General features: G+C 63.2%; 14 protein-coding genes and 2 pseudogenes. 11 read left to right on the forward strand and 5 right to left on the reverse strand.

The window, feature by feature from the left end; all coding sequences use genetic code 11:
• The first annotated feature begins 51 nt into the window (after positions 1–51).
• Positions 52–1,266: a pyridoxal phosphate-dependent aminotransferase gene (locus ACB039_RS16900; RefSeq protein ID WP_042649222.1), complete on the forward strand. Its 1,215-nt coding sequence runs from the start codon at positions 52–54 to the stop codon at positions 1,264–1,266.
• 65 nt (positions 1,267–1,331) lie between these two features.
• Here ACB039_RS16900 and ACB039_RS16905 read toward each other — a convergent pair.
• Positions 1,332–2,804: pseudogene (locus ACB039_RS16905) on the reverse strand (YfcC family protein).
• Positions 2,805–2,967: 163 nt separating this feature from the next.
• Positions 2,968–4,161: an enoyl-ACP reductase FabV gene (fabV, locus tag ACB039_RS16910; RefSeq protein ID WP_371166059.1), complete on the reverse strand. Its 1,194-nt coding sequence runs from the start codon at positions 4,159–4,161 to the stop codon at positions 2,968–2,970.
• Positions 4,162–4,460: 299 nt separating this feature from the next.
• Here fabV and ACB039_RS16915 point away from each other — a divergent pair, with 299 nt between their 5' ends.
• Together ACB039_RS16915 and ACB039_RS16920 are read left to right on the forward strand one after the other, a co-directional pair.
• Complete coding sequence (locus tag ACB039_RS16915; protein ID WP_371166060.1) at positions 4,461–4,886, forward strand: DUF4124 domain-containing protein; 426 nt, start codon at positions 4,461–4,463, stop codon at positions 4,884–4,886.
• Positions 4,887–5,202: 316 nt separating this feature from the next.
• Positions 5,203–6,491 (forward strand): annotated as a pseudogene (locus ACB039_RS16920) (methyl-accepting chemotaxis protein).
• A gap of 79 nt (positions 6,492–6,570) precedes the next feature.
• On the opposite strand, the gene ACB039_RS16925 reads toward ACB039_RS16920, so the two are convergent.
• Together ACB039_RS16925 and ACB039_RS16930 are read right to left on the reverse strand one after the other, a co-directional pair.
• Entirely contained in the window at positions 6,571–6,768 is a 198-nt protein-coding gene (locus ACB039_RS16925; RefSeq protein WP_111912429.1) for a hypothetical protein, read from the reverse strand.
• A gap of 61 nt (positions 6,769–6,829) precedes the next feature.
• The gene (locus ACB039_RS16930) at positions 6,830–7,726 is read right to left on the reverse strand and encodes a DMT family transporter (protein ID WP_371166061.1); all 897 of its coding nucleotides are present in this window, start codon (positions 7,724–7,726) and stop codon (positions 6,830–6,832) included.
• Positions 7,727–7,837: 111 nt separating this feature from the next.
• Here ACB039_RS16930 and rsxA point away from each other — a divergent pair, with 111 nt between their 5' ends.
• The 8 genes from rsxA (at position 7,838) to gloA (ending at position 15,177) form a co-directional block, all read left to right on the forward strand.
• Positions 7,838–8,419: an electron transport complex subunit RsxA gene (gene rsxA, locus ACB039_RS16935; protein WP_106887207.1), complete on the forward strand. Its 582-nt coding sequence runs from the start codon at positions 7,838–7,840 to the stop codon at positions 8,417–8,419.
• Positions 8,420–8,423: 4 nt separating this feature from the next.
• The gene (gene rsxB / locus ACB039_RS16940) at positions 8,424–8,990 is read left to right on the forward strand and encodes an electron transport complex subunit RsxB (RefSeq protein ID WP_371166062.1); all 567 of its coding nucleotides are present in this window, start codon (positions 8,424–8,426) and stop codon (positions 8,988–8,990) included.
• 14 nt (positions 8,991–9,004) lie between these two features.
• On the forward strand, positions 9,005–11,497 hold the full coding sequence (gene rsxC / locus ACB039_RS16945; RefSeq protein ID WP_371166063.1) for an electron transport complex subunit RsxC: 2,493 nt from the start codon (positions 9,005–9,007) through the stop codon (positions 11,495–11,497).
• A gap of 3 nt (positions 11,498–11,500) precedes the next feature.
• A complete protein-coding gene (gene rsxD, locus ACB039_RS16950) occupies positions 11,501–12,553 on the forward strand; it encodes an electron transport complex subunit RsxD (protein WP_371166064.1) in 1,053 nt (350 codons plus the stop codon).
• Between the two features lie 34 nt (positions 12,554–12,587).
• Entirely contained in the window at positions 12,588–13,220 is a 633-nt protein-coding gene (gene rsxG, locus ACB039_RS16955; protein ID WP_262109541.1) for an electron transport complex subunit RsxG, read from the forward strand.
• Positions 13,221–13,258: 38 nt separating this feature from the next.
• A complete protein-coding gene (locus tag ACB039_RS16960) occupies positions 13,259–14,017 on the forward strand; it encodes an electron transport complex subunit E (RefSeq protein WP_025326537.1) in 759 nt (252 codons plus the stop codon).
• A 30-nt stretch (positions 14,018–14,047) separates the two neighbouring features.
• Positions 14,048–14,689, forward strand: coding sequence for an endonuclease III (nth, locus tag ACB039_RS16965; RefSeq protein ID WP_371166065.1), 642 nt, complete (start codon positions 14,048–14,050; stop codon positions 14,687–14,689).
• An 80-nt stretch (positions 14,690–14,769) separates the two neighbouring features.
• Positions 14,770–15,177: a lactoylglutathione lyase gene (gene gloA, locus ACB039_RS16970; RefSeq protein ID WP_025326535.1), complete on the forward strand. Its 408-nt coding sequence runs from the start codon at positions 14,770–14,772 to the stop codon at positions 15,175–15,177.
• Between the two features lie 82 nt (positions 15,178–15,259).
• On the opposite strand, the gene ACB039_RS16975 is transcribed toward gloA, so the two are convergent.
• Positions 15,260–16,891 carry a methyl-accepting chemotaxis protein gene (locus tag ACB039_RS16975; protein WP_371166066.1) on the reverse strand — a complete coding sequence of 544 codons (1,632 nt, stop codon included), beginning with the start codon at positions 16,889–16,891 and terminating at the stop codon, positions 15,260–15,262.
• Positions 16,892–17,066 lie beyond the last annotated feature (175 nt).

The raw sequence follows: 17,066 nt of genomic DNA on the forward strand, positions 1-17,066 counted from the left end.
AAAAAAAGCTTTTCTGCCAACGCGCCCCCAGGGGAAGGAATCACGCTCACCATGTTCACTATCGACAAGTCGCACAAGCTCGACGATGTCTGCTATGACATTCGCGGCCCGGTGCATAAAGAGGCCCGCCGTCTCGAGGACGAAGGCCACCGCATCATCAAGCTCAACATCGGCAACCCGGCCCCGTTCGGCTTCGATGCGCCGGAAGAGATCATCAAGGATGTGATCCTCAACATGCCCCAGAGCCAGGGCTACTGCGACTCCAAAGGACTCTTCTCGGCCCGCAAGGCGGTGATGCAGTACTACCAGCAAAAGGGGATGCGCAAGGTCGACATCGACGACATCTACATCGGCAATGGCGCCAGCGAACTCATCGTCATGGCCATGCAGGCGCTGCTCAACAACGGCGACGAGATGCTGGTGCCCTCCCCCGACTACCCGCTGTGGACCGCCGCCGTCACCCTCTCCGGTGGCCATGCGGTGCATTACCGCTGCGATGAGGGGGCCGACTGGCATCCGGATCTGGACGATATCCGCGCCCGCATCACCCCGCGTACCCGCGGCCTGGTGCTGATCAACCCGAACAACCCGACCGGCGCCGTCTACGGCAGCGAATTTCAGCTGGAACTGATCGAGATAGCCCGCCAGCACAATCTCATCATCTTCGCCGACGAGATCTACGACAAGATCCTCTACGACGACATCTCCCACACCAGCGTCTGCACCCAGTGTGACGACGTCATGGTGGTGACCTTCAACGGTCTCTCCAAGGCCTACCGTGCCTGCGGCTTCCGTCAGGGCTGGATGGTCATCACCGGTCCCAAGGGCCGTGCCAAGGGCTACATCGAGGGGCTGGAGATGCTGGCCTCCATGCGGCTCTGTGCCAACGTGCCCATGCAGCACGCCATCCAGACCGCCCTGGGTGGCTATCAGAGCATCAACGAGCTGATCCTGCCGGGCGGTCGCCTGCGCCGTCAGCGGGACAAGGCCTGGGAGCTCTTGAACGAAATCCCCGGCGTCTCCTGCGTCAAGCCCAAAGGGGCGCTCTACATGTTCCCGCGTCTGGATCCCAAGGTGTATGACATCCGCGACGACCAGAAGATGGTGTTCGATCTGTTGCAGCAGGAGAAGCTCTTGCTGGTGCAGGGCACCGGCTTCAACTGGCCGGCGCCGGATCACTTCCGGCTGGTATTCCTGCCCCGGGAAGAGGAGCTGGAAGAGGCCATCGGCCGCCTCGCCCGCTTCCTCAAGAGCTACAAGCAGTAAGCCCCACTCATGAGAAAGGCTCCCTCGGGAGCCTTTTTGTTATCTGTCGTTTTTTATCCGTGCCATCAGCCTTGCAGCAGGGCGCCAGCCACCAGCACCCCCATGGTGATGAGAGCGACGCCCAGGATAAAGGGCAGTACCCAGCGCACGAAGCGATCGTAGGGGATCCTGGCGAGCGCCAACCCCGCCACCAGGTGGGCGGCGGTGGGAGCGAACAGGTTGATCCAGCCGGAGGCAGACTGATAGGCGGTGATCACCAGATCCCGCGAGATGCCGGAGAAGTCCGCCAGCGGCCCCATCAGCGGCATGGAGACGGTCGCCAGCCCCGAGGTGGAGGGAATAAAAAAGCTCAGGATGATGTGCACCAGATAGGCCATCAGGATGAAGACCGACGACAGCCCGCTCACCAGACCCTCGGCCCAGTGCAATATGGTGTCGATGATGACGCCCTGCTCCATCACCACATAAATGCCCCGCGCCACCGCGACCACCAGGGCTACCCCGATGAGATCCCGTGCCCCGTTGAGGAAGGTCGCCACATAGCTGGACTCCGGCATCCGGTTAATGATCGCAATCAGAATGGAGGCGCTGAAGAACAGGGTGGAGAGCTCATCGAACTACCAGCCTAAGGTAGGCAGCAGATCGATGCCCAGATCCGACCAGGGCACCACGGCATAGATCATCAGCAGGAAGGTGCCGAAGAAGACCAGCATGGTGAGCTTCTGCTTGCCGGTGAAGGCGAGATTGCCGCTCTTCATCTGGGAAAACTCGTCGTCATAGACGATGTCGGCCAGCACGGAGCGGGACTTGTCCTGCTGCACCTGCTTGGCGTAGCGCATCACGAACCAGGAGGCGAAGATCACCAGCAGCAGCCACTGGATGACCCGCAGGCCAATCCCCTCACCGATGGGAATGCCGGCAAAACCGGAGGCGATGCCGGTGGCAAACGGGTTGACGGTGGAGGCCAGCACCCCGACCCCGGAGCCGAGCAAGATGATCCCCGCCGCCACCATGCGATCGAAGCCAGCGGCCATCATCACCGGCACGATGAGCGCCCAGAAGGCCACCGTCTCCTCCGCCATGCCGAAGGTGGAGCCACCGAGGGCGAATAAAGCGATCAGCACAGGAATAAGCAGCCGCTCGCGCCCGGCGAAGGCGCGCACTATGGCCCCCACCCCGGCATCGAGCGCCCCGCTCTGCATGGTCACCGCCAGAAAGCCGCCGATGATGAGCACGAACAGCGCCACATCGGCTGCCTTGTGAAAGCCCTGGATCGGTGCCTTGAGCACCTCGAACACCCCCTGCGGTTGGGAGGGGAGCTCGGTGTAGCTGCCGGGCACCGGCAGCAGCCGCTCGTCGCCGCTGTAGTCGGCCACGGCCGCCGCCGCAACAGGCTGCTGGGTCTTGGCGGTCAGGTAGTTGTATTTTCCCGCCGGCAGCACCCAGGTGAGGGCCGCCATCAAGGCGATGATGATGAAAAGCAGGGTATAGACAGTGGGGAGTTGGCGCTTCTTGGGCGCCGCGGTTGATGTGGTCATAGCTTCCGTACCTCGGCAATGCCGTCATGTGATCCAAACAGCGCAAGCCTAGAGGGTTTGATATGGGAAAAAGGTGATCGTGGATAATAAAATTCCGCAACATGGCGGGATTTTTGCCAAAAAAACAGGGCCCCGCAGGGCCCTGTTTTCACTTGAGTCAGGCTCAGAGCTCGACCACGTCGAAGGTCACATCCGGATTCACATCCGCATCGTAATCGACTTCGTCCAGACCGAAACCGAACAGGCGCAGGAACTCCTGCTTGTAGCCGGCGTAGTCGGTGAGCTCGGACAGGTTCTCCGTGGTGATGGAGGGCCAGAGATCGCGGCAGGTCTGCTGCACGTCTTCACGCAGTTCCCAGTCATCCATGCGGATACGGGCCTGCTCGTCCAGCGCCAGATCAGCGCCGTACAGGCGGGTACGCAGCATGCGATCCACCTGCTCCATGCAGCCTTCGTGGATGCCCTTCTCCTTCATGATCTTGAAGGCCATGGAGATGTAGAGCGGCATCACCGGAATGGCAGAGGAAGCCTGGGTCACCACGGATTTCAGCACGGCCACGTGGGCGGTGCCGCCCTTGGCAGCCAGATCGCCACGGATGGCGGTGGCGGCGCGGTCCAGATCTTCCTTGGCGCGGCCCAGGGTGCCATGCCAGTAGATGGGCCAGGTCAGGTCGGTGCCTATGTAGGAGTAAGCCACGGACTTGGCGCCGTCGGCCAGCACGCCCGCATCACGCAGGGCTCCCATCCACAGCTCCCAGTCCTGACCGCCCATCACGGTGATGGTGCTCTGGATCTCTTCCTCGTTCGCCGGCTCGACGGTGGCGGTGATGATCTGATCTTTGTTGGTGTCGATGGCGGTGGAGGTGTAGACCTCGCCGATGGGTTTGAGGGCTGAGCGCACCACTTCGCCGGTGTCCGGCATCTTGCGCACCGGAGAGGCCAGGGAGTAGACCACCAGATCGATTTGACCCAGATCCTGCTTGATGAGCTTGATCACCTTGGCACGGCACTCGTGGGAGAAGGCATCGCCGTTGACGCTCTTGGCGTAGAGACCGGCCTCTTTGGCGGCCTTGTCGAAGGCGGCGGAGTTGTACCAGCCGGCGGAGCCCGTCTTGGTCTCGGAGCTCGGCTTTTCGAAGAAGACGCCAATGGTGGCGGCGCCGCTACCGAAGGCAGTGGCAATCCGGGAGGCCAGACCATAACCGGTGGAGGCTCCGATCACCAGTACCTTCTTGGGACCATTCTCGATGGTGCCCTTGGCCTGGGTGTAAGCAATCTGGCGACGAACATTGGCTTCACAACCGACCGGGTGGGTGGTGGTGCAAATAAAGCCGCGAACCTTGGGTTTGATAATCATGTTGGGTCTCGACACCGTTAAATGAATGAAATCGGGGCATAAGATACCTCATTGTGGCCCGTTATGGTGCTCTGATGTGTTGAACTGCGGGGAAAACCGGCCAAGATCCCGCCGTTTGTCGCCACCATCCACACCCCATATGCCGATCGCCAGATCCCGGCGGGGACACTAGGGCACCCGGACGAGTGGCGACACGACAGGGGAAAAGGCCGGATCCATACTGGCGGCGTCGATAGTGGCTGATTGTCTGGTCAGGGCCTCTGTACTACTGTGCAAAGAGAGGATTCAAGGAGGAGTCTATGTCACCCGTGCTGATCATCTCGCTTGGCTGTCTGGTTGCCGTCACAGCCCCGGTCGTCCGTGCCGATGTCTATCAATGTACCCGCAACGGCCAGGTCACCTTCAGCGACATCCCCTGCAGCAGTGACGCCAAGCCGCTGCCACTCAATATCTACACCCCCTCCCCCGAGGAGATCGAAGAGAACCTGGCCAGCGGCCAGAAGCAGCGCCAGATAGACGCGCTTCGCGCCGAGATGGAGACAAAGAAACAGCAGATGAACCGTGAGATAGCCGGTGACAACAACGAACAGAGGGCGACGACGAAAGAGACGAGCGATCTCGAGGGCAGAGTACGCTCTCCCAGAAGGCAGGCCGTGGCGCGTCAATACCAGAACGAGATGGAGGCGCTGAACAAGAAGATAAACACCCTCCAGCAGTCAAAATAATCCCCTCCCTGTGCCCAGGCCCGTTTTTCACCGGATGGGCTCACTGCCCGCACAGTGACACCAAAAGGTAACACAATCGTCAGTGCCAACAGGGTCACCCTCATGCCACTATCAGTGTCTGGCTGTTCGCCTGTATCCGGCCAGAAGCGATCTTCGTTAGAAACCTGATTGAGGGAGAAAAATTCATCAGGATTGAAATTAAATATTCAAAAAGTTGATTCGGAGTCGATGAAGCTTCATCAGGCAGCAATGCTATTGTTAATTCACTCAGATTACTGTCGGTCTGTCATTCAAGGGTCTCATGGAGGAGCTCCGTATGTTCTGGAATCACAAAGCAAGCAAGGAAGCGAGTGAACAGGTGGCGGAGCTGGGTGCTTTCGAGCAGGCCATCCAGTCCCAGGTGCCTTTCATCCTGTTTACCCCGGCGGGGATGGTCACCTTCGTCAACGACCTCTTTCTGAAGATCGTGGGCTTTCAACGTGAGGAGGTAATTGGCAAGCACCACAGTGCGCTCTGCTTCCCGGAGGACGTCAAGACCCGTGATTACGAGAGCCTGTGGCAGGATCTGCGCGGCGGCATCTCCCGCAACGGCCGCTTCATCCGCCAGTCGAAGTCGGGCAAGGCTATCTGGCTGGAGGCTACCTATTTCCCCATCATGATCGATGGCAAGGTGGCGCGCGTCGCCAAGGTCGCCTCGGACGTGACCCAGCAGCAATCCTCCCTGGAGCGCACCCAGGCCCTGCTGGCGGCGCTCGACAAGTCGCTGGCGGTGATCGATTTCCAGCCCGACGGCACCGTCATCACCGCCAACCAGAACTTCCTACACTGCTTCGGCTACCGGCTGGAGGAGGTGGTCGGCAAACACCACCGCCAGTTCTGCGATCCGGAGTTCTATCAGAAAAACCCCAACTTCTGGCGCGATCTCGGCTCCGGGGACATCAAGTCCGGGCTCTTCATGCGCCTTGGCCACCGCGGGGAGAAGATCTGGCTGGAGGCGACCTACAACCCCATCTTCAACCACGAGGGCAAGGTGGTCAAAATCATCAAGCTGGCGAGCGACATCACTGAGCGGGTGGAAAAATCCATCTCCACCCGGGAGGCGGCCCAGAAGGCCTGCGCCATCGCCAGCGAAACCGTCGCCAGTGCCGCCAAGGGGCGCGAGGTGATCGACAAGGTGCTGGAGACCTCCTCCCACATCAACACCTCGGTCAACGAGGTGAGCAAGCAGATAGACCTGCTCAATCAGCAATCCAAGAGCATAGAGTCCATCATCTCCACCATCAGCGGCATCGCGGATCAGACCAACCTGCTGGCACTCAATGCCGCCATAGAGGCGGCCAGGGCCGGCGAGCAGGGCCGGGGGTTTGCGGTGGTTGCCGACGAGGTGAGGCAGCTTGCCGCCAGAACCTCGACCTCCACCAACGAGATCGTCTCCGTGATCAAGCACAACTCCGACTCACCTCCAAGATCACCCAGACCGTCTCCGTCGTCTCAGGCAAGGCGGTGGCGGGGCAGGATCAGGCCAACATCATCGCCGACGTCATCAAGGAGATCATCGAAGACGCCAACTCCGTCTCGGACACCGTCAAGAGTCTCTCCATCTGAGCCAGGGGTGCGCCATCCAATAACAACGCGGGGCCAGGCCCCGCGTTGTTTTTTGTCATCTAGGAGGCTTGAAGAGGCGTCAATCCTCCCCCTGCAGATAGCGCCTCGCCTCCTCGTCGGCCTGACCCAGGGCCAGCTCCCACAACTCGGCGATGCACAGCCCCTCCTCCCCCACCGCTGCTTCCTCCAGGGCCTCCAGGGCCCTGGCATCCGCCAGGGTAAAAGGGTGGTGGCTCAGCAAGGTCTTGGCCTCGGCCAGCAAGTTCATGTCGCTCATGGTGTGGCTCCTTCATGGCCAGCATAGATCCCTGTCCAGACTGTAGCCGATCGGGGGGAAGTCAACTCTGGGCGGCGGCGCTGCGCACCCGGTGTTTGCCCACGGGCAACTGACCAACCCCGATGCCGGCCAGCACGGCGGCGCAGGCAACCCATTGCAAGGCACCCAGCGTCTCCCCCAGCAGCAGATAGGCGAGCAGCAGGGTAAAGACAGGGATGAGGTTCACATAGGCGGCCGCCAGGGTCACCTTTACCTGAGTCACCGACCAGTTGTAGAGCAGGTAGGCGCCAAGCGTCACGAAGGCGCCGAGGAAGAGGATGACCCCCATGTCCTGCCAGTCCCAGGTGATGGGCCAGGGTTCGCTGAAGGCAAAGGGGGCGAAGAAGAGGGTGCCGACGAAGGCCTGCAGGGCGGTCAGGGTCATGACGCCGTAGCGGCTGGAGAGCTTCTTGAACACCACCGAATAGGTGGCGGCGCAGAGCATGGCCCCCATCTCCAGGCTGTTGCCGAGCAGAGCGTTGGGGGCGAACTCATCCGCCCCCTCGGCCAGCCCCAGCAGGGCGATGCCGCAGATGGCGATGGCAAAACCCAGCAGCTGGCGGCGGCTCACCCGTTCCCTCAGCAACACGAAAGCCACCAGGGCCACCATCAGGGGCAGCAGCGCACAGACCATGCCCGCCTGCCCGGCACTGGTGTAGCGCAGGGCGTTGACCTCCAGCAGGAAATAGAGGCAGGGCTCCAGGGCGCCCATCAGGGCCAGCCAGCGCCAATCCCCCTTCTGGTAGCTGAACCGGCCAAGCTGGCGATAGCAAAGCAGCCAGCAGCAGGAGGCCACCAACATCCGCATGAAGAGCACCTGGCCGAAGGACCAGACCTCCAGCACATGTTTGAGGGCGATGAAGGAGCTGGACCAGAGCAGCATGGCCAGGGTGAGGGTCAGTATGGGTAGCGGGCGCACAATGCCTCCATGAATTGGGCCCCCGAATAATAACCATACGGCCTTGCGGTTGTCTAAAGGCACCTAACATCAGATAATACCGCCGCCTTCACACCGGAAAATCCATCGTCAATGACTGAGTACCTGCTTTTACTGGTCAGTACCGTGCTGATCAACAACTTCGTGCTGGTGAAGTTTCTCGGCCTCTGCCCCTTCATGGGCGTCTCTGGCAAGCTGGAAACCGCCATCGGCATGGGACTGGCCACCACCTTCGTGATGACGCTCGCCAGCGCCTGCTCCTATCTGATGGAGCACTATATCCTGATCCCGCTGGACATCGCCTACCTGCGCACTCTGGGCTTCATCCTGGTGATCGCTGTGGTGGTGCAGTTCACCGAGATGGTGATCCGCAAGAGCAGCCCGACCCTCTATCGCCTGCTCGGCATCTTCCTGCCCCTCATCACCACCAACTGTGCCGTGCTGGGCGTCGCGCTGCTGAGCATCAACGAGCGCCACAACTTCATCCAGAGCATCATCTACGGCTTCGGGGCTGCCTGCGGTTTCTCGCTGGTGCTGATCCTGTTTGCCGCCATGCGTGAGCGTCTGGTGGCCGCCGACGTGCCCACCCCCTTTCGCGGCGTCTCCATCGCCATGGTCACCGCCGGCCTGATGTCGCTGGCCTTCATGGGCTTTACCGGCCTCATCAAGATATAGCGCTATGACTCACATACTCTTTGCCATTCTGGTGCTGGCCCTGCTGGCCCTCTCCTTCGGCATCATTCTGGGCTATGCCGCCGTCAAGTTTCATGTGCAGGCCGACCCCATAGTCGACCAGCTCGATGCCCTGCTGCCCCAGACCCAGTGCGGCCAGTGCGGCTACCCGGGCTGCAAGCCCTACGCCGAGGCGCTGGCCAACGGCGATCATATCAACAAGTGCGTGCCCGGTGGCGATGCCACCATGCGCAAGATAGCGGATCTGATGGGGGTCGAGCCCCAGCCGCTGGACGGTGGCGACGAAGCCGCCGTCCCCGTCAAGAAGGTCGCCTTCATTCATGAGGACATGTGCATAGGTTGCACCAAGTGCATCCAGGCCTGCCCGGTCGATGCCATCCTGGGCGCCACCAAGGCGATGCACACCGTCATCGCGGCCGAGTGCACGGGGTGCGATCTCTGCGTCGACCCCTGCCCGACCGACTGTATCGAGATGATCCCGGTGCCGACCACGGTCGACAACTGGAAATGGGATCTGGCCAAGGTCGCCATTCCGGTCAAGATAGTGGAATAAACAGCGGAGTAACCATGCAGCATCTGCTAGAACGCATCAAAGCCGGCACCCTTTGGGATTTTCACGGTGGCATTCATCCTCCCGAGAACAAGCACCAGTCCAGCCTGACCCCCGTCGTGGACGCGGGTCTGCCCCCCCAGCTCATCATACCGGTGCGCCAGCACGCGGGCCCGGCCGGCGAACTGCTGGTGCGGGTGGGTGACAGGGTCAAGAAGGGCCAACCCCTGACCCATCACGACAAGGGGCGCATAGTACCGGTGCACGCCTCCACCTCGGGCACTGTCACCGCCATCGAGCAACACACGGTGGCGCACCCCTCGGGCCTTGACGATCTCTGCGTCATCCTGACCCCGGATGGGGAAGATGCCTGGTGCGAGCGCAACCCCCAACCCGACTACTGGAATCTGGAGCGAGGCGAACTGCTCGAGCGCATCCAGCAGGCGGGGGTCGCTGGGCTCGGCGGCGCCGTCTTCCCGACCCACAGCAAGCTCGATGGCCGCGGCCAGCTCACCGAGATCCTGATCGTCAACGGCCTGGAGTGCGAACCCTACATCACCACAGATGACCGTCTGATGCAGGAGTATGCCGACGAAATCATGGACGGCATCCGGGTGCTCAAGCACCTGCTCAAGCCCAAGCTGACCCTGATCGGGGTGGAAGACAACAAACCGGCGGCCATCGACGCCCTGACCCGCCATGCCACAGACCCGGATGTGCTGGTCAAGTCGGTGCCGACCAAGTACCCCTCCGGCGGTGCCAAGCAGACCATAGAGCTGCTCACCGGACGCCAGGTACCCAAGGGGGGCCGGGCGGTCGACATGGGCATCATGGTGCTCAACGTCGCCACCGTCTTTGCCATCAAGCGCGCCATCATAGACGGCGAGCCGCTCATCTCGCGCATCGTCACCCTCACAGGGGATGCCTTCAAGCAGCCGGGCAATGCCTGGGTGCGGCTCGGCACGCCGGTACGCTGGCTGCTGCAACGCTTCGAGCTGCAACCGGAGGCGGATCAGCGGGTTATCATGGGGGGCCCCATGATGGGCTTCACCCTGCCCCATGCCATGGTGCCCGTGGTCAAGGCGACCAACTGCCTGCTCTCCCCCACCCGCGCCGAGCTGCCGCCCCCCGGCCCCGAACAGGCCTGCATCCGTTGCAGCGCCTGTGCCGACGCCTGCCCCGCCAACCTGCTGCCCCAGGAGCTCTACTGGTACAGCCGGGTCAAGGAGTATGACAAGGCCGAGAAGCTCAACCTGTTTGACTGCATAGAGTGCGGGGCCTGCGCCTGGGTCTGCCCGAGCGAGATCCCCCTGGTGCAGTACTACAAGATTGCCAAGGATGACATCCGCGAAGTGCGTGCCGAGGCCGAGAAGGCGGAGCGCGCCAAGCAGCGCTTCGAGGCCAAGCAGGCCCGCTTCGAGCGGGACAAGGCAGCGCGGGAGGCTCGCCACGCCGAGGCCGCAGCCCAGCGTCGCCAGGCCATGGCCGCGGCAGGGGGGGATGATCCCGTCGCCGCCGCCCTGGCCCGCCTCAAGGCCAAGCAGGAGGCCGCCAACGCAGAAACCCAGCCGGACAACGCCGCCATGATGGCCGCCCGCGAGGCGCGCAAGCAGGAGGCGCTGGCGCGCCGCGCCGCCAAGGCGGTCGAGACCGCTGAGTCTGATGATGCCGGCACTGCTGTCGTTGCCGAGGCCGATCCCAAGAAGGCCGCCATTGCCGCCGCCCTGGCTCGCGCCAAGGCCAAGAAGGCTGCCCTGGCTGCCGGTGACGAGGCCAGCAACACAGCAGCCGCTCCGGGCGAGCCGGTGGCTGAGCCCGCTGCCGAGATCGATCCCAAGAAGGCGGCCATTGCCGCCGCCCTGGCCCGCGCCAAGGCCAAGAAGGCCGCCCAGACTGCCGGTGACGAGATCACAAGCGACTCACCCGCCGCCCCGAGCGAGCCGGTGGCTGAGCCCGCTGCCGAGGTCGACCCCAAAAAGGCGGCCATCGCCGCCGCCATAGCGCGCGCCAAGGCCAAGAAGGCTGCCCAGGCCGCCGGTGACGAGGTCACAACCGACTCGCCTACCGCCCCGAACGAGCCGGTGGCTGAGCCCGCTGCCGAGGTCGACCCCAAAAAGGCAGCCATCGCCGCCGCCATAGCCCGCGCCAAGGCCAAGAAAGCCGCCCAGGCCGCCGGTGACGAGGTCACAACCGACTCGCCTACCGCCGCGAGCGAGCCGGTGGCTGAGCCCGCTGCCGAGATCGATCCCAAGAAGGCAGCCATCGCCGCCGCCATAGCACGCGCCAAGGCCAAGAAGGCTGCCCAGACTGCCGGTGACGAGGTCGTATCCGACGCCTCAGTCTCCTCAAGTGACGCCCCGAGCGAGCCGGTGGCTGAGCCCGCCCCCGAGGTCGATCCCAAGAAGGCGGCCATCGCCGCCGCCATCGCACGTGCCAAGGCCAAGGCCAAGAAGCTGGCGGCCGACGCCGCGGCGAACACCTCTTCCCCTTCGACCGACAAGAGCCACTGATCCATGTTCAATCTCGCGAGTGCGCCCTTCGCCCATAACCGCAAGCAGACCCAGACCCTGATGCTGCTGGTGATCCTGGCCTGTCTGCCCGGCTTCCTGGCCCAGACCTGGTTCTTCGGCTGGGGAACCCTGATCCAGATCCTGCTGGCCCTGGTGACGGCGCTGGGCTGCGAGGCCCTGGTCCTGCGCCTACGCGGCCGCCCCGTCAAACCGGCCCTGCTGGACGGCAGCGCGGCCCTCACCGCCGTGCTGATCGGCCTCTCCCTGCCCCCCTTGCTGCCCTGGTGGATGCTGGTACTCGGCACCGCCTTTGCCATCATCATCGCCAAGCACCTCTATGGCGGGCTCGGTCAGAACCTGTTCAACCCGGCCATGGTGGCCTATGTGCTGCTGCTGGTCTCCTTCCCGGTCCAGATGACCAGCTGGCTGCCCCCCTCCAGCATCGCCGCCTACGGGGTCGACTTTGGGGACGCCGTCTCGGTGATCTTCACCGGCTTCAGCCTGGACGGTTACAGCCTGGCGCAGCTCAAGCAGGGGGTGGATGGCCTGACCATGGCCACCCCCCTCGACACCCTGAAGACGGGCCTGACCCAGGGGCTCACCGCCAGCGAGGTGATGACTCACGCCGTGTTCGAGGGCTGGGGCGGGATTGGCTGGAGCTGGGTCAACCTGTGCTACCTGCTGGGTGGCCTCTTCCTGTTGCAGCAAAAAGTGATCAACTGGCGCATTCCCACCGCCGTACTGGGGGCCCTGCTGCTCTGTGCCACCCTGGGCTATCTGGCCACGCCGGACGCCACCGCCACCCCCATGCTGCACCTGTTCAGCGGCGCCACCATGCTGGGGGCCTTCTTCATAGCCACCGATCCGGTGAGCGCGAGCACCACGGCCAAGGGGCGCCTCATCTACGGCGTGCTGATCGGCGTGCTGGTCTACCTCATCCGCCGCTTTGGCGGCTACCCGGACGCCTTCGCCTTTGCCGTGCTGCTGGCCAACCTCTGCGTGCCGCTGATAGATAGCCTGACTCGCCCCAAGGTCTATGGGGATCGCCGCAAATGATCATGGCGCACATCTCACTCTCAGGAGCCTTCCCATGTTAAAGAGCATGCGCAAAAACGGCGTCACCCTGGCCCTGTTCGCCCTGGCCTGCACCGCCATGGTGGTGCTGACCAACGAGCTGACCCGGGATCGCATCGCCCACCAGCAACAGCTGGAGAAGCTGCGCACCCTGGAAGCCTTGCTGCCGGCGGGGAGCTATGACAACGATCTGGTGGCCAGCTGCCGGCTTGTCACCAGCCGCGAGTACCTGGGCAGCGATCAGCCCATGCCGCTCTATACCGCGACCCTCAAGGGGGTGCACACCGGCTATGCGCTGGAAACCGTGGCCCCCGACGGCTACAGTGGTGCCATTCGCATGGTGGTCGGCACAGATGCCAAGGGGGCCGTCAGCGCGGTGCGGGTGCTGGCCCACAAGGAAACCCCGGGTCTTGGGGACAAGATAGAGCTGAAAAAATCGAGCTGGATAGAGAGCTTCGTCGGCAAGTTCCTCACCAGGGAGAACGCGGCCAGCTGGGCGGTGAAGAAGGATGGCGGCGAATTCGACGCCTTCACCGGCGCCACCATCACCCCCCGCGCCGTGGTCAAGGCGGTGAAAAACCTGCTGCTGCTGCAACAGGAGCACCCCGATCTGCTGCAAGAGGCCCCCTCCTGTGACGCCACCCCCTAACACCGGAACCCCCTATGGCACATACAACGGAACACGCAATGGAACAAGTTGATGTGATTGACGGCCAGAGCCCGGCCGAGGAAGGCAACAGCCGCCGCGAAGAGCTCAAGGAGCTGATGCTGCAGGGGCTGTGGAAGAACAACCCCTCCCTGGTGCAGGTGCTGGGGCTCTGCCCGACCCTGGCGGTCTCCTCCACCTTCACCAATGCCCTGGGGCTGGGTCTTGCGACCATGGTGGTGCTGATAAGCTCTAACCTGGCCATCTCCCTGGTGCGCAACTGGGTGCCCAAGGACATTCGCATCCCGGTCTACGTGATGATCATCGCGGCCCTGGTGACCAGCGTGCAGCTATTGATGAACGCCTACACCTATGGCCTCTATCAGGCGCTCGGCATCTTCATCGCGCTGATCGTCACCAACTGCGTCATCATAGGCCGGGCCGAGGCCTATGCCTCCAAGAACCCGCCCCTGCTGGCGGCCATCGACGGCTTTATGATGGGGCTGGGCTTCACCCTGGTGCTGCTGGTGCTGGGGGGGCTTAGGGAGATCATCGGTATGGGCACCCTGTTCGACGGCGCCGATCTGCTGCTGGGGGACTGGGCCAAGTCCCTGCGCATCGAGCTGTTCCATGCCGATGCCAGCCTGCTGCTGGCCATTTTGCCGCCGGGGGGCTTCATCGGCCTGGGCCTGCTCATCGCCGGCAAGAATGCCATCAACGACTGGATGGGCCGCAAACAGCGTGCCGACAAGGCACACTGCAGCCTGCCCGCAGCCGGTGCCCGCGCCACCCAGCTCTGAGGGCTGGCACCAAGACAGACATGAGACTCGATGAATAACCAAAAACGCAGAGAGATACTGGAGCGGTTGCGGGAGAACAACCCGCATCCCACCACTGAACTCAACTTCACCACGCCGTTCGAGCTGCTGATCGCCGTGCTGCTGTCGGCCCAGGCGACCGATGTCAGCGTCAACAAGGCCACCGACAAGCTCTATCCGGTGGCCAATACCCCAGCCGCCATGCTGGCTCTCGGGGTGGACGGCGTGAAGGAGTACATCAAGACCATAGGCCTGTTCAACACCAAGGCCGAGAACGTCATCAAGACCTGCGCCATCTTGCTGGAGCGCCACGGCGGCGAGGTGCCGGAGAACCGCGAGGCACTGGAAGCCCTGCCCGGGGTCGGTCGCAAGACCGCCAACGTGGTGCTCAACACGGCGTTTGGCTGGCCCACCATAGCGGTCGATACCCATATCTTCCGGGTGTCGAATCGCACCGGTTTCGCGGTGGGCAAGAATGTGGAGCAGGTGGAGGAGAAACTGCTGAAAGTGGTGCCCGCCGAGTTCAAGCTGGATGTGCACCACTGGCTCATCCTGCACGGGCGCTACACCTGCCTGGCGCGCAAGCCACGCTGTGGCTCCTGTATCATCGAAGACCTGTGCGAGTACAAAGAAAAGGTCTACCCGGAGAGCTGACGGCGGCCGCTGATATCCAGCCGTTGGCCTCAAGGCCTAGATTGAAAGCAGTACCAATCACCAACCCGGAGAATTGAGCAATGAGAATTCTGCATACCATGCTGCGCGTCGGCGACCTGCAACGCTCCATCGACTTCTACACCCGCGTGCTGGGCATGACACTGCTGCGCAAGAGCGAGAACAGCGAATACAAGTACACCCTGGCCTTCGTCGGCTACGGTGACGAGAAGGACGAGGCCGTCATCGAGCTCACCTACAACTGGGGGGTGAGCGAGTACGAGCTGGGCTCTGCCTACGGCCACATCGCCCTGGAAGCGGACGACATCTATGGCACCTGCGACGCCCTGCGCGCCGCCGGCGCCAAGATCACCCGCGAGCCAGGCCCGGTCAAGGGGGGCACCACCGTCATCGCCTTCGTGGAAGACCCGGACGGTTACAAGATTGAGCTGATCGCCAAGAAAGACACAGGAACCGGCCTCGGCGTCTGAGCCAGACCGGCACCCTGGTGGTGACATAGCAAACGGGGCCCTGGGGCCCCGTTTTCGTTGGTACTCTGCCAGCCGTCCACCATCAGGCCAGGCGGAAGCGGCCTATGGTCTGGCGCAGGCTCGCCGCCAGCTGACTCAGCTCCAGACAGGCGCGGGCGGTGTGATCGGCGCCGGTCGCCACCTCGTTGGAGGACTCGTTGATCCGCTCCACGTTGCGGCCCAGCTCGTCGGAGACCGCATCCTGCTCACCGCAGGCGCTGGCGATCTGGATCGCCATGTCGGCAATCTGGCCGACCGCCTCCTCGATCTGCTGGATCCCCGAGCTGGTCTGCTCGCTCTGGCTCACGCACTGGCGGATCATCTCGCAGCTCTGGCTGGTCACCGCCTTCGCCTGGTTAGCGCGGGCCTGCAGGGTTTCGATGATGGCGACTATCTCGCCGGTCGAGGCCTGGGTGCGGCCCGCCAAGGTTCGCACCTCATCGGCCACCACCGCAAAGCCGCGGCCCTGCTCGCCGGCGCGGGCAGCCTCTATGGCGGCATTGAGCGCCAGCAGGTTGGTCTGATCGGCGATGCCGCGAATGACGTCCACCACCAGGTTGATCTGGGCCGATTCCCGCTCCAGCTCCGCCACCAGGGTGCCCGCCTGCTCCATCTCCTCGGCAACCCGGGTGATAGCCACCAGGGCGCCCTGCACATCCTGATTGCCGCGACGGGCCAGGGCATTGGCCGAGCTGGCGGATTCCGAGGCGACCTCGGTGTTGCCCGCCACATCGGCCACCGTCGCCTTCATCTGGGCCATGGCGGTCGCCACCAGGGAGATCTCCTGCTGCTGGCTCTGGATCCCCTGGGCCGACTGCTCGGAGACGGCGCTCACCTCCTCGATGGCGGCCCCCAACTGGGTCACGGCGGCGACCACCTCCTCGATGAGAGCGCGCAGGTTGTCCTGCATCTTGAGGGAGGCACTGGCCAGCATGCCCAGTTCATCCTGCCCTATGTGCTGGCGATCCAGCCTGTGGGTCAAGTTCCCCTGCGCTATGGCGTTGGCCTGGGCGACCACGGCCTGCAGCGGCAGGCAGATCTGGCGCGTGAGGAACCAGGTCATCACCCCCATGAACAGCAGCAGGGCGCCGATGCTCACAGTGGCGAAGGTCGTCACCATGTTGACGCTGCCAAGCAGGCTGCCGCGGTTCTCCTGCACGAAGCCGAGGTTCACCTCCACCAGGGCGTTGACCCCTTGCTCCAGCTCGGTGTAGCTCCCGTTGGATTGGAACAGCGCGTCCCTGGCCTGCTCCTTGAGCCCCTGCACCAGCAGGCTGTCGACCCGGTTGACCGCGCTCAGGTAGTGCAGCCACTGCTGCTTGGCCCGGTTGAACACCTGGCGCTCGTGCTCGGCCCCGACGGTGGCCTCATAGGCGCTCAGGGCGCGCTCCACCTTGGCCACGCTCTCCTGGATGCGGCCGCGACGGGCCTGCTGATCGGCGGCGTCCTCGACCATCAGCAGGGCAAACTGGGCGCGGCGCACATAGGAGACGTCGTAGAGCAGGGTTTCCACCGAGATCACGCTCGGCAGGGTGGAGTCGGTGAAATTGAGCACCCGATCCCGAACTCCGCGCAGCTCGCTGGCGAGAAAAAGACCGAATATCACGTTGATGGCGGCGATAACCGCAAAGACCACGGCAATCTTCTTGCCGATGGAGAGGTTCTTGTAAGACATGTTGGCTGGTGATCCTCGACTGCTGATAAGCAGCTGCACAGTGGCGATCACATCCGTGTAAGCGGTGACCCGAGACTCCTGACGGGAAAATGAAACAATGCGAACGAGCGGGGAAGCGCGTTCGCAGGCGCGCACCCTATCACAGCTGCCGCCCTCGCTCATCCCTCTCGTGTTG

Origin of the sequence: Aeromonas sp. S2(2024) (genome assembly GCF_041402505.1) — a bacterium.
Classification (GTDB): domain Bacteria; phylum Pseudomonadota; class Gammaproteobacteria; order Enterobacterales; family Aeromonadaceae; genus Aeromonas; species Aeromonas media.

Excerpts from the sequence above, each read along its gene's own strand:
- ACB039_RS16975 (WP_371166066.1), bottom strand. The coding sequence starts at position 16,891 with ATGTCTTACAAGAACCTCTCCATCGGCAAGAAGATTGCCGTGGTCTTT.
- ACB039_RS16925 (WP_111912429.1), bottom strand. The coding sequence starts at position 6,768 with ATGAGCGACATGAACTTGCTGGCCGAGGCCAAGACCTTGCTGAGCCAC.
- rsxG (WP_262109541.1), top strand. The coding sequence starts at position 12,588 with ATGTTAAAGAGCATGCGCAAAAACGGCGTCACCCTGGCCCTGTTCGCC.
- nth (WP_371166065.1), top strand. The coding sequence starts at position 14,048 with ATGAATAACCAAAAACGCAGAGAGATACTGGAGCGGTTGCGGGAGAAC.
- ACB039_RS16900 (WP_042649222.1), top strand. The coding sequence starts at position 52 with ATGTTCACTATCGACAAGTCGCACAAGCTCGACGATGTCTGCTATGAC.
- rsxC (WP_371166063.1), top strand. The coding sequence starts at position 9,005 with ATGCAGCATCTGCTAGAACGCATCAAAGCCGGCACCCTTTGGGATTTT.
- ACB039_RS16915 (WP_371166060.1), top strand. The coding sequence starts at position 4,461 with ATGTCACCCGTGCTGATCATCTCGCTTGGCTGTCTGGTTGCCGTCACA.
- fabV (WP_371166059.1), bottom strand. The coding sequence starts at position 4,161 with ATGATTATCAAACCCAAGGTTCGCGGCTTTATTTGCACCACCACCCAC.
- ACB039_RS16960 (WP_025326537.1), top strand. The coding sequence starts at position 13,259 with ATGGAACAAGTTGATGTGATTGACGGCCAGAGCCCGGCCGAGGAAGGC.
- gloA (WP_025326535.1), top strand. The coding sequence starts at position 14,770 with ATGAGAATTCTGCATACCATGCTGCGCGTCGGCGACCTGCAACGCTCC.
- rsxD (WP_371166064.1), top strand. The coding sequence starts at position 11,501 with ATGTTCAATCTCGCGAGTGCGCCCTTCGCCCATAACCGCAAGCAGACC.
- rsxB (WP_371166062.1), top strand. The coding sequence starts at position 8,424 with ATGACTCACATACTCTTTGCCATTCTGGTGCTGGCCCTGCTGGCCCTC.
- rsxA (WP_106887207.1), top strand. The coding sequence starts at position 7,838 with ATGACTGAGTACCTGCTTTTACTGGTCAGTACCGTGCTGATCAACAAC.